20 protein-coding genes and 2 pseudogenes are annotated in these 23,984 nt (G+C 67.1%); 16 read left to right on the top strand and 6 right to left on the bottom strand.

All coding sequences use genetic code 11. From position 1 onward, the window contains the following. Positions 1-802 precede the first annotated feature (802 nt). The 3 genes and pseudogenes from OG406_RS23395 to OG406_RS23405 form a co-directional block, all read right to left on the bottom strand. Entirely contained in the window at positions 803-2,059 is a 1,257-nt protein-coding gene (locus OG406_RS23395; protein ID WP_329187579.1) for a tyrosine-type recombinase/integrase, read from the bottom strand. 71 nt (positions 2,060-2,130) lie between these two features. Next, positions 2,131-2,400 carry a helix-turn-helix domain-containing protein gene (locus tag OG406_RS23400; protein WP_443067102.1) on the bottom strand — a complete coding sequence of 90 codons (270 nt, stop codon included), beginning with the start codon at positions 2,398-2,400 and terminating at the stop codon, positions 2,131-2,133. A gap of 422 nt (positions 2,401-2,822) precedes the next feature. Further along, positions 2,823-3,920, bottom strand: a pseudogene (locus OG406_RS23405) (ATP-binding protein); the annotation flags it as partial. Positions 3,921-3,924: 4 nt separating this feature from the next. Here OG406_RS23405 and OG406_RS23410 point away from each other — a divergent pair. Both OG406_RS23410 and OG406_RS23415 read left to right on the top strand, forming a co-directional pair. Beyond that, positions 3,925-4,086 (top strand): annotated as a pseudogene (locus OG406_RS23410) (GntR family transcriptional regulator); the annotation flags it as partial. Then, entirely contained in the window at positions 4,083-4,748 is a 666-nt protein-coding gene (locus tag OG406_RS23415) for a YdcF family protein (RefSeq protein WP_329187580.1), read from the top strand. The pseudogene OG406_RS23410 and the gene OG406_RS23415, both read left to right, overlap by 4 nt. Before the next feature lie 432 nt (positions 4,749-5,180). Here OG406_RS23415 and OG406_RS23420 read toward each other — a convergent pair whose 3' ends face one another. Further along, complete coding sequence (locus OG406_RS23420) at positions 5,181-5,966, bottom strand: hypothetical protein (protein ID WP_329187582.1); 786 nt, start codon at positions 5,964-5,966, stop codon at positions 5,181-5,183. Between the two features lie 38 nt (positions 5,967-6,004). Here OG406_RS23420 and OG406_RS23425 point away from each other — a divergent pair, with 38 nt between their 5' ends. The 3 genes from OG406_RS23425 (at position 6,005) to OG406_RS23435 (ending at position 8,404) form a co-directional block, all read left to right on the top strand. Next, positions 6,005-6,532, top strand: a complete 528-nt coding sequence (locus tag OG406_RS23425) for a hypothetical protein (RefSeq protein WP_329187584.1) — start codon at positions 6,005-6,007, stop codon at positions 6,530-6,532. 452 nt (positions 6,533-6,984) lie between these two features. After that, a complete protein-coding gene (locus tag OG406_RS23430) occupies positions 6,985-7,770 on the top strand; it encodes a hypothetical protein (RefSeq protein WP_329187586.1) in 786 nt (261 codons plus the stop codon). Between the two features lie 25 nt (positions 7,771-7,795). After that, a complete protein-coding gene (locus tag OG406_RS23435; protein WP_329187588.1) occupies positions 7,796-8,404 on the top strand; it encodes a ribonuclease D in 609 nt (202 codons plus the stop codon). Positions 8,405-8,468: 64 nt separating this feature from the next. Here OG406_RS23435 and OG406_RS23440 read toward each other — a convergent pair whose 3' ends face one another. Further along, positions 8,469-9,080 carry a hypothetical protein gene (locus OG406_RS23440; RefSeq protein ID WP_329187589.1) on the bottom strand — a complete coding sequence of 204 codons (612 nt, stop codon included), beginning with the start codon at positions 9,078-9,080 and terminating at the stop codon, positions 8,469-8,471. A gap of 922 nt (positions 9,081-10,002) precedes the next feature. On the opposite strand from OG406_RS23440, the gene OG406_RS23445 reads away from it, so the two are divergent. The 5 genes from OG406_RS23445 (at position 10,003) to OG406_RS23465 (ending at position 15,374) form a co-directional block, all read left to right on the top strand. Further along, positions 10,003-10,796 (top strand): IS5 family transposase gene (locus OG406_RS23445; RefSeq protein ID WP_266849602.1). Its coding sequence is split into 2 segments (ribosomal slippage): positions 10,003-10,338 and positions 10,341-10,796, totalling 792 coding nucleotides; the frame shifts between segments, so codons are not numbered across the junction. A 66-nt stretch (positions 10,797-10,862) separates the two neighbouring features. Next, positions 10,863-11,150, top strand: a complete 288-nt coding sequence (locus OG406_RS23450; RefSeq protein ID WP_164375098.1) for a hypothetical protein — start codon at positions 10,863-10,865, stop codon at positions 11,148-11,150. Positions 11,151-11,585: 435 nt separating this feature from the next. Further along, the gene (locus OG406_RS23455; RefSeq protein WP_329187591.1) at positions 11,586-12,833 is read left to right on the top strand and encodes an MrcB family domain-containing protein; all 1,248 of its coding nucleotides are present in this window, start codon (positions 11,586-11,588) and stop codon (positions 12,831-12,833) included. Between the two features lie 416 nt (positions 12,834-13,249). After that, entirely contained in the window at positions 13,250-13,435 is a 186-nt protein-coding gene (locus tag OG406_RS23460; protein WP_329187593.1) for a hypothetical protein, read from the top strand. 64 nt (positions 13,436-13,499) lie between these two features. Continuing rightward, the gene (locus tag OG406_RS23465) at positions 13,500-15,374 is read left to right on the top strand and encodes a helix-turn-helix domain-containing protein (RefSeq protein WP_329187594.1); all 1,875 of its coding nucleotides are present in this window, start codon (positions 13,500-13,502) and stop codon (positions 15,372-15,374) included. A gap of 182 nt (positions 15,375-15,556) precedes the next feature. On the opposite strand, the gene OG406_RS23470 is transcribed toward OG406_RS23465, so the two are convergent. Continuing rightward, complete coding sequence (locus tag OG406_RS23470; protein ID WP_267051055.1) at positions 15,557-17,296, bottom strand: dolichyl-phosphate-mannose--protein mannosyltransferase; 1,740 nt, start codon at positions 17,294-17,296, stop codon at positions 15,557-15,559. 95 nt (positions 17,297-17,391) lie between these two features. Between OG406_RS23470 and rsmI the strand changes: the two genes are divergently transcribed. From rsmI to OG406_RS23500, 6 genes are all read left to right on the top strand, one after another. Then, positions 17,392-18,249 (top strand): 16S rRNA (cytidine(1402)-2'-O)-methyltransferase, encoded by an 858-nt coding sequence (gene rsmI, locus OG406_RS23475; protein ID WP_329187596.1) that lies wholly within the window; start codon positions 17,392-17,394, stop codon positions 18,247-18,249. A gap of 241 nt (positions 18,250-18,490) precedes the next feature. Further along, a complete protein-coding gene (locus OG406_RS23480) occupies positions 18,491-18,955 on the top strand; it encodes a hypothetical protein (protein WP_329187599.1) in 465 nt (154 codons plus the stop codon). Positions 18,956-19,022: 67 nt separating this feature from the next. Next, positions 19,023-19,913 (top strand): TatD family hydrolase, encoded by an 891-nt coding sequence (locus tag OG406_RS23485; protein WP_329187601.1) that lies wholly within the window; start codon positions 19,023-19,025, stop codon positions 19,911-19,913. A gap of 798 nt (positions 19,914-20,711) precedes the next feature. Continuing rightward, positions 20,712-21,923: a ubiquitin-like domain-containing protein gene (locus OG406_RS23490; RefSeq protein ID WP_443067147.1), complete on the top strand. Its 1,212-nt coding sequence runs from the start codon at positions 20,712-20,714 to the stop codon at positions 21,921-21,923. A gap of 154 nt (positions 21,924-22,077) precedes the next feature. Continuing rightward, positions 22,078-23,058, top strand: coding sequence for a 16S rRNA (adenine(1518)-N(6)/adenine(1519)-N(6))-dimethyltransferase RsmA (rsmA, locus tag OG406_RS23495; protein ID WP_267051050.1), 981 nt, complete (start codon positions 22,078-22,080; stop codon positions 23,056-23,058). After that, positions 23,055-23,957, top strand: a complete 903-nt coding sequence (locus tag OG406_RS23500) for a 4-(cytidine 5'-diphospho)-2-C-methyl-D-erythritol kinase (RefSeq protein ID WP_164374009.1) — start codon at positions 23,055-23,057, stop codon at positions 23,955-23,957. Before rsmA ends, OG406_RS23500 begins: the two co-directional genes overlap by 4 nt. Positions 23,958-23,984: the final 27 nt, after the last annotated feature.

The following is a 23,984-nucleotide window of genomic DNA, read 5'->3' on the forward strand; positions in this document are numbered from 1 at the left end:
CAGCGCGCTCTACGACCGTGGGGGTTCTTAAGGCGCCGGTGCGCACCATGGAGGGAAGGAGTACTTCAATAGATGACCATTGTCGAAATATCAAATATGGGGTAGCGGCTAGGGCAACAATTACAAAAAGGGAGGGAATGTCCCGCCACATAGGGAAGTCGCTACTCAAGGTTGTTTGCTTGAGGCACTTCAGCTTCTCCATGTGGAGAAAAGTCGCCGCATCGCGGCAAATTTGACCACCCACGCCCCGCATGGAGAGATGACCGTAAATTGCTGACAGTACGGCCATAAAAAATAGAATCGCGGGGGCTAGCATTAGAAGCCATCCTGTGCGCCATCTGTTCGCCCGAAAGCGGGCCAGCAAAAAGGGCTCCGCTTGGAATATCTCGAATCTGTACCCGCTGACAGGCGGCAATGGAGCCACGCGTGCCCTCCGTTTTTAGATACCAAAAATGCGCTACAGGAATTTTGGTCGGCGGCAACCCGTAGCGCACCCAAAGTACAGACAGAGTATAGGGAGGGAGTGGCGGTCAGGGAACCGTGAGGAGAAGATTTTATCTTCCGGTAACCGGAGCGAGAGGTGCCACTTAGAATGATCAAACGAATATCGAACAAGTTTTGCATGCGCGGTGGCGTGTGAAGCATGCAGTGCCTTGACGGAAGAGGCCCCCGGGGGCTTTGGGGACATCCCTGGGGGCGAGCAGCCGGTCTACTGGGACGTCGTCATCGAAGCTGAGTGCTGAGAGAGTCGCTCCGATGGGATGCAAGGTTACTTGGTCGCGTTCTGGGGTGTTTGATGGCTTTAGGGTTCTTTAGGGTCGCGATCTTGTGGAGCGGACGCCACGTAGAGGCTGTCCACAGCCTCTCGGGTCCGTCCCTCACTGCTGGGCATCATGTGCGTGTACGTCCGGAGCGTGAACCCTGGATCGCTGTGACCGAGGTACTGACTCAAGGCCCGGATGTTTTCGCCAGCGTCCAGCAGCACGGACGCGTAGAAGTGCCTGAGTGCGTGCATGCCGTGCTCGGGAGCGGATGCGTATCGGGCGCCCGCGTCTCGTGTTGGGATGATGCCGGCCGTGGCCAGAGCGGGCTTCCAGTGGTGGTCGTTGAAGTTGCTGACGCGGACGTGATTGCCCTCCGGTCCGCTGAAAAGGAGCCGCTTTGTGACGGGCGGTCCGTCAGGTGTGCGCCAAGGCAGCGTCACGGTGATCGGCTCGAACTGCTTCGCATGGGCCTGTAGAGCGGCGACCACGGCCTTGGGAAGCGGCACATCCCGGACCTTGCCGCCCTTCGGCAACGCGAACACGTACTTGCCCCGGATGCGCTTGAGCTGATGGCCGACGGTCAGCCACGCTCTTTCGACGTCGAGTTCTTCGAGCGTCAGGCCGAAGATCTCGCCCTGACGCAGTCCGCACCCCGCCCCGGCGTCAACGACCGCCTGATAGCGCTGGGGAAGACTGGCGCGTACGCCGAAGACCTGCGCTGCCGTCCACGGGAGGACGCGGGGCTTGCCCGGTTTGGGGAGCTGCACGGTGCGGGCTCGGCAAGGGTTCTTGCTGAGTAGTCCGTCATCGACTGCCGCGCTCAGAGCTGCCGAGACGGTGCCAACGATGATGCGGCGATGGGACTCCGCCGGCACGGTGAGTTCGAGAGCGGCGATCCAGGCCCGGATGTGCTCGGGCTTGAACGAGCCGAGCGGGCGAGTCCCGATGTGAGGGTAAGCATGGAGGCGAAGCCGACGCTCAGCGGCTTCGCGGCTATTGATCTCGCCCGTGTGCGCTTTGACCCAACGGTCCGCGTATTGGCGGAAGGTGGTGCGCGCCTTGCGCGGGTCGATGTACTGTCCGCGCGCCATGTCGGACTCGGTCTGCGCGAGCCACAGTTCCGCGAGGCGCTTCTGACGGTCGGGGAAACTCTTGCTCTTCTCGGTGCCGTCAGGGCCGGTGTAGCGGGCTCGGTAGCGCATGCCGGTGCCGTAGCGATCGGACTTGCTTCGGACTGTCTTGCCGTTGGCGTCGTTCTCGGTCTTGAACCAGCGGTCCTGGATATGGCCGGCCATATGGTGTCTGTGTCTCCTCATGCAGAGGGAGGGCCACCGCGGTAGCCCTCCCTGGGACAGCGAATGCGGGTCTACGCCGCGTCAATCTCGGCGCGCTGCTGCTGAATGACGAATGCCTGGACATCGGCGGGGTCGTATCGCACGTGCTTGCCGATCCGGAACCCGGCCGGGCCGGTGCGCTTCTTGCGCCACTGGTAGACGGTTTCGAGGGGGACACCGAAGATCTGGGCGATGTCGTCAGGGGTGAGGTACCGATCGGGCAGGCCGCCGCGAAGGGCGGCGCGGGGGTCGGTCTGAGCGGAACTGATTCGGCTCACGGGGTTCCTCGGAGGTTGCGGCATATTGGCTTCCGGGCGCCCTCGGACTTCGTGTGTGTCCGAGGTTCGGATTTCTGCGTCACCGCGTCACCTGCGTCATTTAGGGCTCTGACCTGCGGCTTTCGGTGACGCGCCGGATCGGGCCTGCGTCACCCGTGCGTCATCGGCTGCGTCACCGGGTGACGCAGGTGACGCAGGATGACGCAGAGAAATCCGTCTGCGTCACCGCTGTTACCGCAGGCCAGGGGCCGTTTTCCGGCCGTGGTGACGCAGGTGACGCAGCGCCTTCTTACTTAGGACAAAGAAGGGGCTGCCTGTAGTAGTTCTGTGCGCCTTACAGAGCGAAGAAGGAGCCGCTGCGCGGCGCGACCTGGGGCGGCGTTCCGCCGAACAGCAAGAGGAGCACGTGCTCCTCTTGCTGTTCGCTTGAGCGCGCAGATCGCGGGTCAGAACGCCTGCGTCTGCTCGTGCGGACTCACGGTCAGGGCGACCGTGCGGGTCATTTCGAGGTAGCGGCCCGCCTTGGTGCGCCCCGAGTCGATGAGCACGCCCCGGGCCGCCAAAGTCGGTTGAAGACGCTTGAGGCGGTCCGAGAGCACCTTGCCGGTCGTCGGCCATCCCTTGGGCAGCGCACGGCCCTCGTCGCCGCTGTAGAGGCGGCTGAGGCAGGCAAGCCACTCCGTGGACGTCATCTGCTGCGCCGTTCCCGGCTCGATGGTGTCGGCATGCAGGAGGACGGTCTGCGCGAGGAGGTCACCTTCGATGACGTCGTCGTTCAGGTCGTCCAGGCTCGCCCGGTAGGCGGGGAGCGCCCCGAGCCCGGTTGCCGCGTCGAACTGCGCGCACAGGTGCGCGAAGTCAGCCATCCGCAGATCCGTGGGTGTGTCCGCGCCCACGGCGCGGACCTTGACCGTGAGGTCCAGGAGCGAGCCGAGGACGACGGGCAGCACTTCCGCGTAGTCCGCCCACAGTTCGGCCTCGGTGCGCCGGACGCGAGGCCGCTCCAGGCGCAGGGGCAGGAGCCGTTCGGCGAGGTCGGGGCGGATGACGCCGACGTCGATGCCGGTCAGGAGCAGGGGCCGGCGGTAGCCGACGCGAAACACGTCCCCGTCGGTGAACAGGGCCCGCTTGACGCTCTCGGCCCCGGTCACGATGCAGCACATCGCGTCGGACAGGTCTGGCGTCATGTGGGAGAGGTTGTCCAGCGCGGTGACCCACCCCGCCGCCACCGCGGCAATCAGGTTCTCCTCGTCCTTGGGCGCCCGGCGCAGGTCACCGCTCATGCCCTCAACAATCCGCACGAGCATCCGTCCTCCGGTCGACTTGCCCGCGCCCTGCGGCCCGGTGAGGAACGGCGCGGGTACAGGCACGGAGGGTCCAAGGCAGCCGATCAGCCACACGATGGCCAGGCATTCGGTTTCGGCGTTGGCGAAGTTGCACAGACGCATCAGCAGGTCGATCCCCTTGCCGTCGGTGTCCTTGACCGGCAGGGGAAGTTCCCCGGTGAGCTGCGTACGCCGCCAGCACACTTCACGCGGGTCGGGCGCACTTGCGCCGGGCGAATGGGTTGTGGAGCTGCACCGGACCACGTACACGGCGGACGGCACCGTGGTGGAATTCGCGATCGGCGTTCACGCGGCGACACGCTTCGCCTGGACGTACGACTTTAAGGTCCCCGACTCAGCGAAAGCGGAGGGCGAGAGCAAGTGATCTCAGCACAAGCATGGGCCGACGCTCAACGGCTCTGGGACTTCCAGCAGATGGGGCACGAGCTGCGCCCATGCTCCGTCGCGATCGGACTCGGCAGTCATGACCTCGGCGTCGCGGACACAACCGCGGATCTCTACCACCGAGGCATGACGCCGCTGATCGTCTTCACCGGGGCGACCAGCCGCACCACACGCGACCGCATGCCGCGCGGTGAGGCTGAGCACTACCGCGAGCGCGCGATGGAGCTGGGGGTGCCGGCTGACGTCATCCTCGTGGAGCCGCTGGCTCGGAACACAGGAGAGAACATCCGCTTCTCGCGCGCACTGCTGGAAGTGCACCAGGTCGCAGTGTCGTCCGTTCTGCTGGTCAGCAAGCCGTATGAGGAACGACGGGCCTACGCAACCGCACGCAAACTATGGCCCGAAGTCGAATGGGTCAGCGTATCCACGCCCATGACCCTCGCTGACTATGTCGACTCGATCGGAGACGCACGCCTGGTCATCGACATGCTGGCCGGCGCGCAGGAGCGGCTCATGCTCTACCCGCAACAGGGCTTCATGATTGAGCAGTTCGTACCCGAGGACGTGGCTGCTGCGTACGAGCGCCTACGCGACGCAGGGTTCACAAGTCGACTCGTGGCGAACACCGCAGAGCGGAAGTGACCACACCACGGTAGCCCGCGGCCTCGAAGAGGCGGCGCTCCGGCTTCCTCACTTCAACTGCCCCCCGTCGAAGAGTGGAGCGGCGCCGGTCTGAGCGAGCTTGGCGTGCGGGAGCTCTCTGCGCAGCGATGCCGCCTAAGCTGCCGAGACCCTTATCAATGCAGCGAGTTACGTGTCCAGCGTCCATCCTCAGGCCAGCGAAGACAACAGCATGAATCATCACCTCACCGCCGCCGTTGCCTTAGCCCTCCTTGATGTCGCCCATGCTATACGTCAAGGAGGGGACCGCATCGCTCAGGCCATCGAAAGGGGCACCGACGACTGACCTGATCAATGGGTACCAAGGCACCCGCCTCAAGGACGCTGTCCGTAAGGCGGGGGCCTCCTTGTCGCTCCAAGAGCAAGAACTCCAGTCCCCGTTGGAGATACCACCTACGAAGCGTTCAGCTCGGAGTGGATGGCTGCCACAAATGCGTCGCGTGCCACCTGGAGTGCATGCTCCCGCCGCAGCAGATCTATGGGGTTGTGTAGCCCGTGCATGAGGCTGTCGACCTGAACCTTCGTCAGCCGACTCAGAGAGCGCAACCCACTGTTGAGGGCATAACTTGCTGCCATCATTTGACCGTTGCGCCACTGCACCTCAGCTTGGGTGAACTGGGGGTAGAGGCTCGCCCGCACGTAAGCCTCAAACATTCTGCGAATGTTCGGCATATCGGCGTGGGATTCCGACTCTAGCTGCTCCAAGGCATCTTTCGCCTGCCGCTCCCGAGCAGCCCGTACCTCGCTGCTAGCGTTCCAGTGTGCCGCGTCCAGGAGTCTCATGGCTTGGTCTGAGAGATCCGGTGCCTCGATCCGAAGGACGTAATACGCCTCTGTGGCACGCCGGTGGATTTCCTTGATAGCCGTCTCAACAGCCTTAAAGTTCGCCTCTGTTCGATCCGCGTCCAGCCGGTCACGGTCCAACCGTTCGAACTCGGCTGTCACGACCAAGAACTGCACTCCGGCCTCGCGGCGAAGCGATCGCCGCCACTGCTCACGGTCCGAGACAGCTGTCGCCCGCACGACGTCGATCGCCGCACGCATCTGCCAGCGGCCGACCACGAGTGCCGCTGGGATGCCCAGGGCGGCGACCGCCGCAGCAGCTATCGCCCCGATGCCCGAAAGGTCCACCCGCTCATTCTCGCTTGCTAGCGCTACCTTGTCCCGCTTCTTACCCAAGCCTCTTGCGCTCCGCCGAGAGGTGTAAGGCTACGGGCGTGGACGTCAACAACACTCTGATCCCGGCTCTGGCGATCATCGCAACGACCGTCATGTCAATCGGCGCCCTGTCGCACCAGCGGCGCCAAAGTGAGGCCGCAAGGCTATGGGAACGGCGCGCAGAGTTGTACGTCGACCTGCTGGCAAACCAGCGCCCGCACCTCGCCGAGGACGTCAATGACCCGGCGGTCCGGCCGCTCTTCGGCGCGGAGACAGAGGAGGAACGAGAGCTACAGCGGACGCTGACGGCCCGTGTCGACGCGTTCGCTACAGACACGGTGGGTGCCAGATGGCGAGCCGCCATGCTCTCCATTTGGGAGGTGAACTGGTTCATCGGCGAGGAAATGAGCAACCCGCTAGCCCCGACGCCGGAGGACGAAGCAGGGATCGCACCGCTGCTAGCGGCGCGAACCGAAGCCGTCGCGGCGCTGCGGAAGCAGATCCGCACCGAACTCAAGACCGATCAGCACCGACAAGCCTCTTGGTCTCGACTCTTGTGGTCGGACCGCAGCCGTCGCCCGACCTAGCGCGCCGACACGGGCCTGCAATCGAAGGCGACGACGGCAAGCTGGAGTTGTGCCTGTCTGCAGACTAGACCGGCCTGCAGACAGGCACCGAGTAGCGGGCGTTCGGTGTATCCGAACCCGGGCCACAGGGTTCGCCAGTCCACAACCTCTTCTTCCCGAACGCGGTCAAGGACCCTCGTGACGTCGCAACAAAGGCACCAGTGCGGCCGGTCCGACTCGTTTGGCCCCCTGTATGCGCCTTCATCCTGTGGTCCACAGCCGGCCGCGCGGGGCGCAGATGTGGATGTGGGATGCCAGTCTGCACACCTGCGCTGCGAGCCTCACGGATCGCCACAACCGAGGAGCGCCTTGAGAACGCGCGGATACAGTCTGCTCCACACCACAGGGACGGCGACCCGGCCTCGTTGTCAGTGGCGGCAGATAGCGTCTGTTCAGATGAGAGAGGGCGACGGATGGCGACTCCCAACATGTACCGCTTGGTTGCAAACCTGAAGTACTGGCTTGTGGCTGGGGTGACCACGGCAGCTGGCGTGGGACTTCTGTACGTGTCAGGCATTGCCTGGTTCAAGAAACACGAGTCTCTGGGAACCCTCGCCAACCAGCTGGGGGGCCTCTTGATCGCTTCGGTTGCTCTAGCGACAATCTGGGACTTGGTGGGTCGTCGGTCGTTCTTCCTCGAGATGCTAGAAGTACTCAAGCTGAAGCATGACATTCATCTGTCTGGCCTTGAGTCTGTCAGTACTGACTACAGCAAGGTTGTTGACTGGGATGCCTGCTTGGGCTCGGCCAAGAAGGTTGACGTCTTTGCTGCGTGGGCGACCACGTGGCGAAACACGAATCAAGTGAAGCTTCAGAACCTGGTGTCGCAGAGTGATGCAAAGCTCAGGGTGTGCCTCCCTGACCCCAACGATCCCGCATGTGTCAGATTGCTCGCCACTCGCTTCAAAAGCATGTCCGCAGCTGACGTTCGAACCAAGCTTAACGAGGCGATCGACGGGTATAAACAGCTTGATGGGAACAGTCGTAGCGGCCGAGTGGAGATCTACACGACTCCTGTTTTCAGGGCTTTCACTGCTTATCGCATAGATAATCGTTTTGTGGTCACCCTCTACCATCACAAAGACAGTCGTAGCGGTTCCGTCCCGGCATTTACTTGCCATCAGGGCGGATCTCTTTATGGATTCTTCGAGGATGATTTGGAGGGCGTGCTCAGTGCAAGCGTCAAAGTCTACCCGTGATTTTCCCGCTACGGGACCTGTCCATGTGCTGGTTCACGACCTCACCCTTGATGCCTACCACCGGTTGACAGAGAGCGGACGAGTGGCGTGGGACATCGAGACGAATGGGCTAGAGCCGCAAGAGGCGATGATTGGAACGTGCCAGATCCATTCGCCGGAGGTCGGGACTTTCATCGTCACCGGAGTGGCAGGTCGGGTTCCATCGCTGCTTACGCGACTCCTCGCGAATCCGCGTGTGGTGAAAGTCTTCCATCACGCTCCATTTGACCTGTCCTTCATGGCTCACGCATGGAATGTCGAGCCGTGCAATGTTGCGTGCACCAAGATCGCCGCGAAGATACTCATGCCTGGAGAAGCGGCAGAAAAGTACTCGTTGAAGTACTTGATGGCGTGTCATTTTGGACTCGTGTTGGACAAGAAGGTTCGATTTACGGACTGGATGTCCGAGTCGTTGAGTGAGGAACAACTGCAATACGCGACGGGAGACGTCATTCGCCTGTTGGAGCTCTACGACCTCTTGAAGGGGAGGTTGGAAGAGCGAGGTCTTGACGGGCTGTACGGAGAATGCGTGGAGTTCTTGTCTGCGCATGTCCGCTTGCGCCTTCGTGGTTGCGCTGATCCGTTCAGCTACTAGGTCGGTGAGCTGGCGCAAATTTCCAGAAGGAAGGCAGTGGGTGGGGCGGCCGTGCTACGCGCGCCTATTGGGGCAGGAACCCAGGCTTCTGCTGGCCGAGTGCGTGGAGTCGCGCGAGGTAATCCTGTGCGGCCGGTTCTGAGCTGTACCGGCGCTTCATCTCGGCAGCGAGTTCGCGGCTGGTCATGATGAGCGACGGCACTGATTGGCGGTCGCCTTCGAGAGCGCCGGCTCCCATGATGAGTGCCTCCTCCAAGTCGCCCTCACGTGCCGCCGTTACTCCCAGCGTGACGCGGGCTTCCGCGTTGCGCATCGGTGAGCGCTCGCTTCCGTAGAAGTCTGTTCCGGCGCGGAGGACTTCCTCAGCGAGGGTCCGCGCGAGCTTGTCCTCACCCACCAGGCGATAACAGTCCATCGAGTAGAAGTCGAACTTCGCAGGGTCCACCACGAAGTGGTTGTCCAGGTTCTCGGGGTGCGGCATTCCTTCGAGCAGGCGCCGGCCCTTGTCGAGAGCTACCTCGACCTGTCGGCGGTCTCCGAGCCGCGCCCATGCCTTGGCCTCCTGGCCCGCGAGTTGCACGGCCACACTGTGGTGCGGCGCTACCTCGCCCCCGGCCTGGGCTGCCGAAATCACGCCGCGGTAGTCGCCGGTAGTGAGCGCGAACCATGCGCGCATCTCGTGCGCCCACCCGGCAATCTCTGAATGGTTGGCTTCGGTCGCGAGCGAGAGGGCCGCCCGCCGCGTCGACTCGGCAGCGTGGCGCGCGGCCGCTAATCAGACCTATTGAACCGAGCCCGGCGCGGGGTTGCCGGCCCCGAGGTCGAGAGCGTCGCCTGCCCAGAGCAGCCCGCTTGGCGTGGCGGTCTCCTGAGTGAGGTGTGGCGAACCCTGGCGAACAGTTAGCTCGGCCATGCGGATGTTCGGAGCCCAGGTATGTTGCGAGACGTCCGGCCGTCTCTCCAGGAGCACCTGCCTAAATCGGGCAGGTCCCAACGCAGTTGGGAACTCAGAGAGGCAGGAGGTCGGACGAGATGGAGCGATCGACAAGGCGGAGGAGGTGTCGCGGGCACCGCCAGCGGCCGGGCTGGGCGGAGTTAGCGGCACTGTTCCTCACGGCGATCACTGCCATCGCGGGGTGCGTCGAACACTTCCTCTGACGCACGAGAGGTGAGTCGGACGGCTGGTCGGGATGAGTGAGTCCGACCGACGCTTACGCGGCCGGACTCACCCGGCCCCGCGCACGAGCCTGGCTTCGGGCTGCATTCCCGAAGCCAGGCCTTGTGTGGTCGCGGGGAGACCAGAACCCAGGCGGCGTGCCCACTCGGGCACTGCTAGATGAGGTAACCCCAAGGGCGGGTATCCATCAAGCCCCCGCGGATTCGCCTAACCCCACTTTGCCCGCTTTTGCCGGTGGCTAATGATCTTGCTACCCCTAGCGTTTGACTGGCGGAAAAACTAAAGAGCCAGGTGGCAGGCTTGGGGGGGTAGCGAAACCTGGCGAATCCACTGTTGGCTTTAGCTGAAATGGGTGCCGTCTCGGAGATTTCATGCTAAGACGGTGTCTTGATTGGCTGTGGCTCGTTGTTTGGGCGTGGACATAGTTGAGCGGTTGGTGCCGGACGGCTTGTGGGAGATCTTCAGGGACGTGGCGCCGGAACCGCCGATCCGCACCCAGGGTGGAGGCCGACGGCGGTGCGATGATCGCGCGGTACTGGCGGCGATCGTGTTCGTGGCTACCTCGGGCTGCACCTGGCGGCAGCTGCCGCCGGTCTTCGGCGCGTCGTGGCAGACGGTCCATCGGCGTTTCACCGACTGGTCCGCAGCCCGGGTGTGGGCCAAGCTGCACCGGGTGGTCCTGGACCGGCTCGGTGCGAACGGCGATCTGGACTGGTCGCGGTGCGCGATCGACTCGGTCAGCGTCCGCGCGGTCAAAGGGGGCCATTGACCGGACCGAATCCGACCGATCGAGGCAAGCTCGGGTCGAAGATCCACGTCATCTGTGACCGCAACGGGCTGCCGATCTCGGTGGGTATTTCCGGCGCCAACCTGCACGACAGCCAGGCGCTGATCCCCCTGATGCGCGGCATCCCTCCGGTCCGCTCCCGCTACGGACCCCGGCGCCGTCGTCCGGCCAAGCTGCACGCGGACAAGGGCTACGACTTCGACCACCTGCGCGGATGGCTGCGCCGACGGCAAATCGTGCCGCGGATCGCCCGCCGCGGCGTCGAGAACTCCGGCCGCCTGGGCCGGCACCGCTGGGTGGTCGAGCGGACGATGTCCTGGCTGAACGGCTGCCGCCGCCTGCACCGACGTTACGAACGCAAGGCCGAGCACTTCCTCGCCTTCGTCGGCATCGCCAGTGCCCTCATCTGCTACCGCAGGCTCAGCTGACACCGTTCGCTCAACGCCGAAGCAGCCGACTCCCCGAAGGCTGCCGGCAAGTGGTTCGCTGGCGGTATGAGCGGTGCAAACAGCGGACACCTGGCCCTGATCGCCCGGTGGGTGCGCGGGGAGGTCGTAGACAACACGGTGGGCATCAAGGTGCGCGGAGGGCCGTTCAACGGCCGCACTCGCATCGTGGAACTCAACGAACGCCACCAGCCGCCGCAGCGGCAACGCGCCCGCGGCTCGCGCAAGCACCCACCGATTGACGTGTGGCACGTCTACGACCTCATGCCTGCACCCGACACGACCGCGGGATGGTCGTACGACTACGCCGGAACCGAACCTTTCGACGTCACATGACACTTCGCCAAGCCAACTGAGACAACGTCTAAGTGTCGAAGGATTGTGTGGCTCGCAGTTGGTTGGCGGTGTGTCCGCCTTGGCGCTACCTCAAAGCCTCTGCTGAGATTCGCGGCCGATGGGCGTGAGAGCCAGGCGCGGAAGCGGGAGTGGCTGGTTGCGACATCGCCGCAGGCTGAGGTCTCAGCGACAGGCCTCTGGACGAGATGTGGACGGTCGTGGCCTATTGCCGTGCTCACTACGACGTTTCGGCAGGTCAGGCCTCGGTCGTGTGGAGGTTCGCAGGAGGACTGTAAATCCGCCGTGCCCCAGAGCGGGGCCCTCTGTAGGTCTTCGGGGGCTGGCGCTGGTTGACCACCCAGCCGGCCGCGTCCGCAGTACGTCTCAGGCCAACTTGCGCAGCCCAATGTCATTGCCCGTAGCTAGTGTTCGGGCGTGGATGAACTCTTGAGTGAGGTGCTCAACCTTCAGAAGGTGTGGCAGGCGAAGAACACCGCAGAGATGCAGCGTCGTGGCTTCGTCGTTCGTACCGAGATCCGCGATTGGCTGCGTGCGCACGCCGGGGCTCTCGCTGCGGCCATGGAGATACCCCTCGACGACGTAGGAGTGGAGGGCAAGGACGGGGCCGGTCAGAGGGCTGAAGTCGTATGGACCCGGGTCTACTCGAAGAGCAGAACCCCGAGCGCAACTGACGGCTGGTACATCGTCTATCTGTTCAGCGGCGACGGTGAACGCATCTACCTGTCACTTATGCAGGGCACGACCGAGTGGATCGCCGGTGAGCTCAAGCCTCGCGAGCCGGCCGCCCTGAAGAAGCGCATCGACTGGGCCCGCCCGCTCATCGAGCAAGCTGGCGCCGAGCGCGCCGAGCGCGCCGAGCGCGCCGACTTGGTGACAGAGATCCGTCTCAATGCGCGAACGAAGCTCGGCAGGGGTTACGAGCCGGGCAACGTCGTGGCCATCGAGTACCAGCGCGATGCGATCCCCGACTCGGGCGCTCTTGGCGACGATTTGCTCTTCATGGCACGGCTCTTGGGGCGTTTGTACAAGGCCACGGACGACGCGACCTACGTTCCCGGCGACGTGGCGGTAGAGGTCCGTGAGGCAACCCAGAGCGCGGCGACCACAGCGAACCGCAGGAACGCCCGGAGGGGCGGTCAAGGGTTCCTCCTGACCGCCGACGAGCGTATGGCCATCGAGAAGCGCAGTGTCCTACTCGCCACGGAGCACTTCCAAACGCAGGGATGGGCCGTGAAGGACGTCGGCGCCAGCAAGCCGTACGACCTACACCTGACGCGAGGGGACGAGAAGCTTCACGTAGAGGTGAAGGGGACCACGTCCGATGGCAGCCAGGTCATCCTGACGCGGGCCGAGGTCGACTGGCAGCGCAGATTTGCGCCGAACAACGCCCTCGTGATCGTCCACTCCATCGAACTGGATCGCACCGATGAACCTGTGACTGCGAGCGGTGGAATCCTCCACTGCACCGCCGTGGACCATCGAGGAGAAAACCTTGACCGTCATCTCTTACATCCACCGAACCGGACTGTGAGGCGGTCGGAGAGCGACTTCCTCCCCAGGTGTTCCCCGCCAGAGGGCTGCCCACGGAACTTCGCAGCTCGTAGGCGGTCCACGGAGCCCTGTGTAAGTCTGCCCATGGGTGGGGTGGCTGTGTACGGCTAGGACGAGCACGGGCGTGGTTGCCGCCCCGGTTTCCCGGGTCGGCAACCACGTCTGGTGGCCGGACGCACCCCAAATGCGTTCTGGCCGGGGACCCAATACCTGTGATGTCCGAGTGTGGGAACCACGGCCACTCTGACCTACTGACCACGGCCCTTGCAACGGCAAGTCCGGACGAGGCTGGAACAACCAGCGGCGCAGATCGACGCTCTGGCTCGGGAAGGGTTCTGACTGTTGCTTTAGGGACTACTCGGTTGCGCTGGACAGCGTTGGAACAAAATCCGGAACGTCGCCATCCGGTGGATTCCGGGCTAGATGCTGGGACACCATCAACTGCGTGCCGCGCCGTAGAGCCCCAAACTCCCGGCCGTACAAGACGTGCATGTCCGAGTGGAATGAAACCGTGGAAAGGTTCCGACATGACCGAGACTGTTACCTGCATCGCCCCCTGTGCCCTCGTCGTCGTGATTTACGTGCTCGTCGTCGTGCTTCACACCGCCGACACGGGGCTTCGGTCGATGTGGCTCATGGTCCGCGACGACCTGGCCGCACTGACCAGTCTGGCGGCTCCGTTCATCCCCCAGGCCAGCCACGGCCAGTGCTGATCGAGTGCTCCTGATGGGCCGTCGTGAGCAGATAACTCCAGCGCACGTCCCAGAGATGGAGGAGGTGGCGCAACTGCTGCAGCAGGCGCGCCGCCTCGCTCGTCTCTCCTTCCGTCAGCTGGAGGAAATGACAGGGGTCGCCAGTTCGAGCCTGAACCGGGCTGCGAAGGGGCATCGCACATCCTGGGAAGTCGTTGAAGCGTTCGCGCACGGCTGCGGGGCCGACCCGGAGGAAGCTCTTGCCGCATGGCAGCGAGCACAGCCCGTCCGCCGCGAACTCGCAGCAAAGCCGCAGCCACAGAACATCAATACTTTCGGCGACTTGGTCTGGGCGATGCGGGTATTGCGTGCCCGCCACTCCAAGCCGCCGACCCTGAGAGAGGTCGAAAGTGCCGGATCTGGTCTGATGCCACGGTCCACCCTCAGCTCGCTTCTTGGTAGCGCCCCGCCGCGCCGGGTCCGCAAAGACCTGCTGCTTGCCTACATGCGGGCAATGGGTGAGACCGTGGACCAGGTAGAGCAGTGGGGAGCTGCGTGGGAGCGAGCAAACGCCAACTATGTGGCCAACCCACCTGTACCTGTCCGCATGATGGTGTCGCCTGCGCTCCTATCGCAACTGGCTGATCCGGAGCTGCCTCGCTGGAACTGCGTCGCCGCGCTAGTTGATCAGGCCTCCGCCGGCAGGCGTGATGGTCGGTCAAAACCAATTCGAGTGTCCCTCGCATTGGAGGCTCCATCTGACGCTGGAGGACGCCCCAGTTTGCGCGTCTCCGATGACGGCCCGGGTCTGGATGCGGATAGCCTCCTACAGAGGCTGAGTGATGGCTGGACCACCAGTACTCGCGGTCGTAACCGTGCCTTCGGTGTCAGCTTCAATATCGCCACCATGCGACTCGGAACGCTCATCACTATCCGTACAGCCCAGGCGGAAATGCGTCGATGGGCAGTGCTTAAGCTCGACCTGCGAGCGCTGGTCCGTTCTCCTGAGTCTGACTGGATAACCTTGGCGAGTGAGCGAAAGGCTAAGTCCAGTGATCACGGTACCCACATCGCCATCGATGGTCTGCGTGAGAGCTGGAGCGACGACGCTTGGCAGCAACTCCGCATTAGGCTAGGCGACCTCTATAGCTATCCGCTTCGTGAAGGACAGATAGAGATCACCATGAACGGCCGTAAGGTCAGGCCACGTATGCCTTGCGTTTGGGGGGAGCATCGTTCGGTCACGCGTTACGGCAGCGACATCAGCGCGGTGCAACGAATTGACAGCCCGCAGCGAACTGTGCACGAGTGCTTGGATTGCGGGCACAGGGGCGTCACCAGCGACGTGTGCGTGGTGTGCGGAGGGGGTGATCTACGCCCGATGACCGCCCACATCTGGGGCTGGGTGGGTGTACAGCGGTACCTTGATCGGATCGACTATGGGCTCGACTTCTACCGTAACGGTAGAAAGATTCTTACCCGGGACAAGAAGATCTTTGAATGGCACGACGACGACACCGGAAAAAGCGAGTTGGAGTACCCGATTGAACTCGGTCACCGTGGTGGCCGGATCGTCGGTGAAGTTCACTGTGACCACCTACGCGTCACCCCCACCATGGATGCATTCGCTCATGATCCGGCCGCATGGCGCGCGGTCGTAGAGGCAGTCCGTGGCACTGGCCCTCTCCGTCCTCGATATCGCGAAATGCTTGGATACGGGGTGCCTAACACCAGCCCGCTTGGGACGATTTTCAGTGCCTTCCGCAGAGTCGATCCCGGACTGAGATGCCTCATTCCAGGCGATGGGCTAAGGGCAATTCATGAAGAAGCACGGAGGTGGGCTGAGCAGTTCCACAAGGGTGACCCGAGGTACCAGAGTGACGACGTCTGGTACGAGGCTGTGCTCCACCACGAAGGGCTGGGTAGTGCCCGTCAGCTTCCCCCAGATGTCCCCCGCTGACCACGCCGTTGAAGAAACTCCCCGGTGAGGCGGTTCCGGCAGTGCCCACTGTAAATCTGCCGACAGGCCCTGAGCTGGGCCGTCCTCGGGCCGTGCGACGAGGGCCAGTAACGGCCGCCAGCGACCAACAACGACCGAAGGGGCCCGGCTGAGTGCCGGGCCCCTTCGTTTCATCTGTGCAGCTAGACCCACGTATCCAGCCACATCCGCGATCTCCACTGATCGATGGGGATCGCGGTGCCCGTGTACAGGGGCCAGAAGTAGATGAAGTTCCAGGCGATCAGGAGGACCAGGACGCCTGCCGCCGCCGCGCCGACCGTGCGGCGGCGTTCCGTCGCGCCCGGTGGGCCGAGGATCGCGCCGATCATCATCGTGACGGCCAGGCAGAGGAACGGCACGAAGACGACGGCGTAGAAGAAGAAGATCGTGCGCTCCTGGTACAGGAACCAGGGGAGGTACCCGGCGGCGACGCCGCAGGCGATCGCGCCCGCGCGCCAGTCGCGACGGAACGCCCAGCGCCACAGCACGTAGAGGATCGCGAAGCAGGCCGCCCACCACAGCAGGGGCGTGCCGAGGGCCAGCACCTCGCGGGCGCACTTGTCGCCCGCGTCGGAGGGGCAGCCGTCCTTGCCGGGCAGCGGGGACTCGTAGAAGTACGAGACCGGGCGGCCGAGGACGAGCCAGCTCCACGGGTTGGACTGGTAGGTGTGCGGCGAGGAGAGGCCGACGTGGAACTTGTAGACCTCGTGCTCGTAGTGCCACAGGCTGCGCACCCAGTCGGGCAGGAACGTCCAGGTGCCGCCCCTGCCGTCCGTCGCCGCCCAGTTGCGGAAGTAGCCGCCGCTGCCGTCGGTCGGCGACAGGATCCAGCCGGTCCAGGAGATCAGGTACACCGCGACCGCGACCGGGACCGTGGCGAGGAAGGTGATGCCGGTGTCGTGCTTGAGCGCCGCCGTGTACGGGTGGCGGGCGCCGGCGACCCGGCGCGAACCCACGTCCCACAGGACCGCCATCACGCAGAACGCGGCGAGGACGTACAGGCCGTTCCACTTCGTGCCGATGGCCAGGCCGAGCATCAGGCCGGCCGTCCAGCGCCAGGGCCGCCAGCCGAGTCGGGTGCTCTCGGCGGCCTCCGCGTCGGGCCGGACCGTGCCGTCCTCGTCGACGGGCAGCGCCGCCGCCAGCCGGGCCCTCGCCTTGTCCCGGTCGATGACCAGGCAGCCGAAGGCCGCGAGCACGAAGAACATCAGCACGCCGTCGAGCAGCGAGGTGCGGCTCATCACGAAGTGCAGGCCGTCCACCGCCATGAGCGTGCCCGCGAGACAGCCGAGGAACGTCGACCGGAACAGCCGCCGCCCGATCCGGCACAGCAGCAGCACCGACAGCGTGCCGAGCACCGCCGTCATGAAGCGCCAGCCGAAGGGGTTGAACCCGAACATCCACTCGCCGAGCCCGATGACGTACTTGCCGACCGGCGGGTGCACGACATAGGCGGCGTCGCTGGGGATCCGGACGTCGCCGTTGCCCTGGAGGATCAGGTCGTTGGCGTTCTTGGCCCAGTTCACCTCGTACCCGCGGTGGATCAGGGCCCAGGCGTCCTTGGCGTAGTACGTCTCGTCGAATATCACCGCCTTGGGGCTGCCCAGATGCCAGAACCGCAGCAGCCCGGCGAACAGGGTCACCAGGAGCGGGCCACCCCACCCCGACCAGCGGTGGAAGCGGTCGGCGACCTCCTGGCGCAGACCGAGGGCGGCCCAGATCCGCGACCGTGGCTCGGGGTACGGCGGTACGAGCCGGTCGCGCACATCGCTTCGGGGCGGCGCCGTGTAGCCGAATCGGCGCAGCCGCCGCTGCCACGACGGCCGCTGATCGTCGGCGGCCTGGCCCTGCCGGGTGTCCGTGGAGGACGCGGTACTGGTCACCGCGCCATCGTAGGGAACGCGTCTGTGGGAGTCCCGCGCCCGGGCCCTTCCGGCCGGATGAGCTTGTCGGACGGTACCCCTGCGAGGATGGGAGCGTGACAGGAATCCTTGTGTTGGCAGGCACCCCCATCGGCGACATCTCGGACGCGCCGCCACGGCTCGCCGCGGAACTGGCCGGAGCCGATGTCGTCGCCGCCGAGGACACCCGCAGGCTGCGCCGGCTCACCCAGGCGCTCGGCGTCCAGACGACCGGCCGGGTCGTCTCCTACTTCGAGGGGAACGAGGCCGCCCGGACCCCGGAGCTCGTCGAGGCGCTGGCCGGCGGGGCGCGGGTGCTGCTGGTGACCGACGCCGGGATGCCGTCCGTGTCGGACCCCGGCTACCGGCTCGTGGCCGCCGCGGTCGAGAAGGACATCAAGGTCACCGCCGTACCGGGCCCCTCCGCCGTGCTCACCGCGCTGGCCCTGTCCGGGCTGCCCGTCGACCGGTTCTGCTTCGAGGGCTTCCTGCCGAGGAAGGCCGGAGAGCGGCTCTCCCGGCTCCGGGAGGTCGCCGAGGAACGCCGGACGCTGGTCTACTTCGAGGCCCCGCACCGCCTCGACGACACCCTCGCCGCGATGGCCGAGGTCCTCGGCACGCAGCGCCGCGCCGCCGTCTGCCGCGAGCTGACCAAGACGTACGAGGAGATCAAGCGCGGCCCGCTGGGCGAGCTGGCCGCCTGGGCGGCCGAGGGGGTCCGCGGCGAGATCACCGTGGTCGTCGAGGGCGCCCCCGACAAGGGCGCCGAGGAACTCGACGCCGCCGAGCTGGTGCGCAGGGTGCAGGTGCGCGAGGAGGCGGGGGAGCGCCGCAAGGAGGCGATCGCCGCCGTCGCCGCGGAGGCCGGAATTCCCAAACGTGACGTCTTTGATGCCGTCGTCGCGGCAAAGAACGCCGCCCGAACCACCCCATAGAAGGGCAAAGGGCCGGCTTCAAAGGCAAAGCTCAGGCCGCGTAGCGGGGCCGTTCCGACAAGGAACGGCCAAGACGGCTCCAACAGTCGACAGGGCGGATGCGTTCGCGCCGGGAGAAGCGTCCACTGGATGAAGGGACGCACCCGTCCCTCGCCTGCGGCGCATCGGCGGACTCCAGGGGGAAATCCCGTCGATGGAGGTGCCGGAGGTGCTTGTCCAGCGGACAAGAGGAGCAGTCGGAATGAGTGAGACCACAGGACGGACCGGCGGCGTCGCCGCGGGTCGGGTCACCGAACAGACCGGGCATCGCAGTGCGGCGACGGCCGTTGTCCACGAATCGTATTCCTTCGCCTGCATGCGCTGCGGGCACGGCTGGGAGCAGTCCTACGCGATCGAGCACCACCACGACGGGGACGGCACCGAGTTCGTGACGTACGTGGCGGACGGCCGGACCGTGCCGTCGCCGCTCAGCCGCCCTTCCTGCCTGAACTGCGACAGCCACGTGGTGCGCATCATGCGCGCCGGCCAGGTGTCCTCCGTCCTCGATTCCCTGCACTCCGTGACCAAGCCCCGACCGGTGCCGCGGCGACCCGCCGAGGGTGCGGAAGGGGCCGCTCCGGGCGACTCCTCCGAGACGCCGAAGGAACCGCACCACTGGCACCTGTCGGACCTGCTGCACCCGTTCCAGCACCGCAAGGCCGGCTGATCCCGCAGACCCGGGCGGCGACGGCCGCGACGTGAAGGACGGCATGCCCCCTTCGTAGGATCGGGGTATGCCTTCCTCCGTGTCCGACGCCAAGGACAAGAACGCCGCGCCCCCGCTCCCCGAGCCCCTGCGCGTCCCGGTCGCCGACTCGCACACCCACCTCGACATGCAGTCCGGCACGGTCGAGGAGGCCCTCGCCAAGGCCGCGTCGGTCGGCGTCACGACCGTCGTCCAGGTCGGCTGCGACCTGAACGGCTCCCGCTGGGCGGCCGAGACGGCGGCCGCGTACGACGCCGTCCACGCCACCGTCGCCCTGCATCCCAACGAGGCGCCCCGGATCGTCCATGGCGATCCCGACGGCTGGTCCCGGCAGGGCGCCCGCCAGCCGGGCGGCGACGCCGCGCTGGACGAGGCGCTCGCGGAGATCGACCGCCTCGCGGCCCTCCCGCAGGTCAAGGGCGTCGGCGAGACCGGCCTCGACAACTTCCGCACCGGCCCCGAGGGCAAGGCCGCCCAGGAGCGCTCCTTCCGCGCCCACATCGAGATCGCCAAACGGCACGGCAAGGCCCTGGTCATCCACGACCGCGACGCCCACGCCGACGTGCTGCGCATCCTCAAGGAGGAGGGCGCCCCCGAGCGGACCGTCTTCCACTGCTACTCCGGCGACGCCGCGATGGCCGAGGTCTGCGCCCGCGCCGGCTACTTCCTGTCCTTCGCCGGGAACATGACCTTCAAGAACGCCCAGCCGCTGCGCGACGCGCTCGCCGTGGCCCCGCTCGACCTCGTCCTCGTCGAGACGGACGCGCCCTTCCTGACCCCCGCGCCGTACCGCGGACGGCCCAACGCTCCGTATCTCGTTCCGGTCACGGTGCGCGCCATGGCCGCGGTGCGCGGGATCGACGAGGACACCCTCGCGACCTCCCTCTCCGCCAACACCGCGCGCGCGTTCGATTACTGATCGATAACGGCTCCGGGGGTTTTCCCTGGTCGGACGCCCGTCTCCGGCGGGGGAGTGTCGCGACACAGCGTAGCCGCGTTGCTTGGGAGAGTGACGACCGCTCCGCTAGGTTCTGGTCGCCCGATCCGGACCCTGGAGCGTGTCGTCGTGAGCAGCTCGCGGTACGAGCAGTACGAGACGTACGGACCGACCGGTGGCGCCGACGCCACCACGGTCGTCGACGCCACCGGCGCCGCCGTGACCGCCGGCCCGCCCCCCGGAGCCGCCGCGCCCGGTGGACGCCACGCGCGCGTCCCGGTCCCCGCGCGGGACACGGCGGACGGGCCGGGCGGGGCGGTCCCGCCGCCGGGATCCGGAGAGGTCCGCGCGGCACACGAGGCGTACGGCGCATACTCCGGCTCCGCATCCGGCTCCGCATCCGGCTCCGAATCCGGCTCGGGCTCCCGTCCGGGTTCCGGCTCGGGCTCCGGCCATGTGGAGTACGTGCGCTGGGAGCCGTACGGCCACGGGTACGCCGACACCTACCGCCCGGCGTACGAGGCACGCACGCCAGGACACCGGGCGCCGGACACGCCCGGTGCGCCCGCCTCCGGGGCTCACCGGGGCTTCGCCGAACCCGCCGGCCCCGCCGCCCCCACCGAGCCGTTGCTCCCGCGCCAGTACACGGACGCGCCCGCCCAGGCCGGCCCGGACGTGCACGGGAGGGGTTTCGCGCAGGCCGACACCGTCGCCGACGGAAGCGGGTTCGCGCGGGCCGACACCGTCGTGCTCACCGACCCGATCGCCTTCGCGGACACCGTGGTCGTCACCGTGCCCGACCGCGGGGCCGTGCGACCCGACGCGGGCGACGGGATCCGTCCGGCCGGCGGACGGGCCGACGCGCGCCGCGCGGCCCGGCGCAAGCGCGTCACCGACCGGCCCGACGCGCTGCGCCGACTGCTCCCGCAGGCCCTGGTCGTCGCCTTCCTGGCCGGCGGCACCTCCGCGTTCGTCGCCAGCGACAAGGCGATCGAGCTCAGCGTCGACGGCAGACCCCGCACGCTGCACACCTTCGCCGACGACGTGACGGAGCTGCTCGCCGACGAGGGCGTGAAGGTGGGCGCCCACGACGTCGTCGCGCCCGCCCCCGGCACACCCCTGTCGAACGGCGACGAGGTCGCGGTGCACTACGGACGCCCGGTGAGCCTCACCATCGACGGCACCCAGCGCCGGGTGTGGACCACCGCGCACACCGTCGAGGGGGCGCTCAGACAGCTGGGGGTGCGTGCGGAGGGCGCCTACCTGTCGGCCTCGCGCTCCCAGCCGATCGGGCGCACGGGGCTGGAGCTCGACGTGCGCACCGAGCGCACCGTCACGATCATGGCCGACGGCCGGGCGCGGACCATCCGCACGAACGCGGCGAGCGTGGGCGAGGCCGTCGAGGCGGCCGGGATCACCCTGCACGGGCAGGACACCACATCGGTCCCGGCCGGGAGCTTCCCGCGCGACGGGCAGACGGTCACCGTCCTGCGGGTCACCGGGACCCGGGAGGTCCGCGAGGAACGGATCCCGTTCGAGGTCCGGCGCACCGAGGACGCCTCCTTGTTCAAGGGCACCGAGGTGGTCGAACGCCCCGGCCGGTTCGGGGCGCGGCGCGTGACGTACGCGCTGCGGACCGTCAACGGCGTCCACGAGAAGCCGCGCCGCATCCGCGCCGAGGTGGTGCGGGAGCCGCAGGTCCAGCTGGTCAGGGTCGGTACGAAGCCGCATCCGGCCTCCGTCGACGGCGCCGACCACCTGAACTGGTCCGGCCTCGCCGCGTGCGAGTCCGGCGGCCGGCCCGGCGCGGTGGACCCGTCGGGCACCTACGGCGGCCTCTACCAGTTCGACACCCACACCTGGCAGACCCTCGGCGGCAGCGGACGCCCCCAGGACGCGTCCGCCGCCGAGCAGACGCTGCGCGCGAAGAAGCTGTACGTACGCCGGGGGGCGAGCCCCTGGCCGCACTGCGGCGCCCGCCTCCACGGCTGAGCCCGTCCGGCGGTTCGTCCCGCTCTCCCCGGACGGGACCCGACTCCGTTCGAACGCCGGGGAGCCGGCCGGAGTCCCCGCCGCGGGGGACGCGCCCCGCGCCCGGTGAGGGGCGTGAGCTCGGCGGGGGGTTCCGCACCCGTACCCTTGGGGCGTGACCAGCCCCACCCCCGACGCCCTCCTGGGCCCCGCCGACGTCCGCGAACTCGCGGCAGCACTCGGCGTACGGCCCACCAAGCAGCGCGGCCAGAACTTTGTGATCGACGCGAACACGGTGCGCCGCATCGTGCGGACCGCGGAGGTGCGGCCCGACGACGTGGTCGTGGAGGTGGGACCCGGCCTCGGCTCGCTGACGCTGGGCCTGCTGGAGACGGCCGACCGGGTCGTCGCCGTCGAGATCGACGACGTCCTCGCGAGCGCCCTGCCCGCGACGGTGGCGGCGCGCATGCCCGAGCGGGCCGACCGTTTCACGCTGGTCCACTCGGACGCCATGCAGGTCCGGGAACTGCCGGGCCCGCCGCCGACCGCCCTGGTCGCGAATCTCCCGTACAACGTCGCCGTGCCCGTCCTGCTGCACATGCTCGACACCTTCCCGACCATCGAGCGCACCCTCGTGATGGTCCAGGCGGAGGTCGCCGACCGGCTCGCCGCGGCGCCCGGTTCGAAGGTGTACGGCGTGCCGTCCGTGAAGGCGAACTGGTACGCGGAGGTCAAGCGCGCCGGTTCCATCGGCCGCAACGTCTTCTGGCCGGCGCCCAACGTCGACAGCGGGCTCGTGTCGCTCACCCGGCGTGCCGAGCCGGTCTCCACGGCCGCCCGGAAGAACGACGTGTTCGCGGCGGTGGACGCGGCCTTCGCGCAGCGCCGCAAGACGCTGCGCGCCGCCCTCGCCGGATGGGCCGGTTCGGCCCCGGCGGCCGAGGCCGCGCTGGTCGCCGCCGGTGTCTCCCCGCAGGCCCGCGGGGAGTCCCTGACGGTCGAGGAGTTCGCCCGGATCGCGGAGAACCGCGGCGACGCGAAGGGCGCCGACACCAGGAACGCCCGCCGGTACCGCCCCGAGACCGAGCACACCGAGCACCCTGCGCACGCCGAGCACACCGAGCACACCGAGCACGAGGAGTCGACCCAGCCGTGACGGAGACGGTGACGGTACGCGTCCCTGCCAAGGTCAACGTCCAGCTCGCGGTCGGCGGTGTCCGCCCCGACGGTTTCCACGACCTGGCCAACGTGTTTCTCGCGGTCGGCCTCTACGACGAGGTCACGGTCACCCCGGCCGACGAGCTGCGCGTCACCTGCGCGGGCCCGGACGCCGGCCAGGTGCCCCTGGACCGTACGAACCTCGCGGCCCGTGCCGCCCTCGAACTCGCCCGCCGGTACGGCGTCGATCCCGCCGTCCACCTCCACATCGCCAAGGACATCCCCGTCGCCGGCGGCATGGCGGGCGGCAGCGCGGACGGGGCCGCCGCGCTCCTCGCCTGCGACGCACTGTGGGGCACGAACGCCTCGCGTGACGAACTCCTCGACATCTGCGCCGAGTTGGGCAGTGACGTGCCGTTCAGCCTGGTGGGCGGGGCGGCGCTCGGCACCGGCCGGGGCGAGCAGCTGCGCGCCCTGGAGGTCGGCGGGAGCTTCCACTGGGTGTTCGCGATGGCCGAGCACGGGCTGTCGACCCCGGCGGTCTTCCGGGAGTTCGACCGGATGCACGAGGGGGCGCCCGTCCCGGAGCCGGTCGCCTCGCAGGACCTGCTGGACGCCCTGGCGAAGGGGGACGCAGCGGCCCTCGCGAGTACCGTCTCCAACGATCTCCAGCCCGCGGCCCTCTCGCTCTTCCCCGCCCTCGCCGACACCCTCGTCGCGGGCCGCTCGGCCGGCGCGCTCGCCGCGCTCGTCTCCGGCTCGGGGCCGACCACGGCGTTCCTCGCCCCGGACGCGGTGGCCGCGCGCACGGTCGCCGAGGCGCTGAGCGCGTCGGGCACCTGCCGGTCGGTCCGCGTCACCCGGTCCCCGGCACCCGGCGCGCACGTCCTCGGCTGACCTGCGGACCGGCCCCCGACGGGCCGG

Source organism: Streptomyces sp. NBC_01428 (assembly GCF_036231965.1).
Lineage (GTDB): Bacteria > Actinomycetota > Actinomycetes > Streptomycetales > Streptomycetaceae > Streptomyces.

Coding starts and splice junctions, on each gene's coding strand:
- OG406_RS23395 (WP_329187579.1), bottom strand. CDS start 2,059: ATGGCCGGCCATATCCAGGACCGCTGGTTCAAGACCGAGAACGACGCC.
- OG406_RS23450 (WP_164375098.1), top strand. CDS start 10,863: ATGAGCGGTGCAAACAGCGGACACCTGGCCCTGATCGCCCGGTGGGTG.
- OG406_RS23485 (WP_329187601.1), top strand. CDS start 19,023: ATGCCTTCCTCCGTGTCCGACGCCAAGGACAAGAACGCCGCGCCCCCG.
- OG406_RS23480 (WP_329187599.1), top strand. CDS start 18,491: ATGAGTGAGACCACAGGACGGACCGGCGGCGTCGCCGCGGGTCGGGTC.
- OG406_RS23400 (WP_443067102.1), bottom strand. CDS start 2,400: ATGCCGCAACCTCCGAGGAACCCCGTGAGCCGAATCAGTTCCGCTCAG.
- OG406_RS23440 (WP_329187589.1), bottom strand. CDS start 9,080: ATGCGCGCATGGTTCGCGCTCACTACCGGCGACTACCGCGGCGTGATT.
- OG406_RS23460 (WP_329187593.1), top strand. CDS start 13,250: ATGACCGAGACTGTTACCTGCATCGCCCCCTGTGCCCTCGTCGTCGTG.
- OG406_RS23430 (WP_329187586.1), top strand. CDS start 6,985: ATGGCGACTCCCAACATGTACCGCTTGGTTGCAAACCTGAAGTACTGG.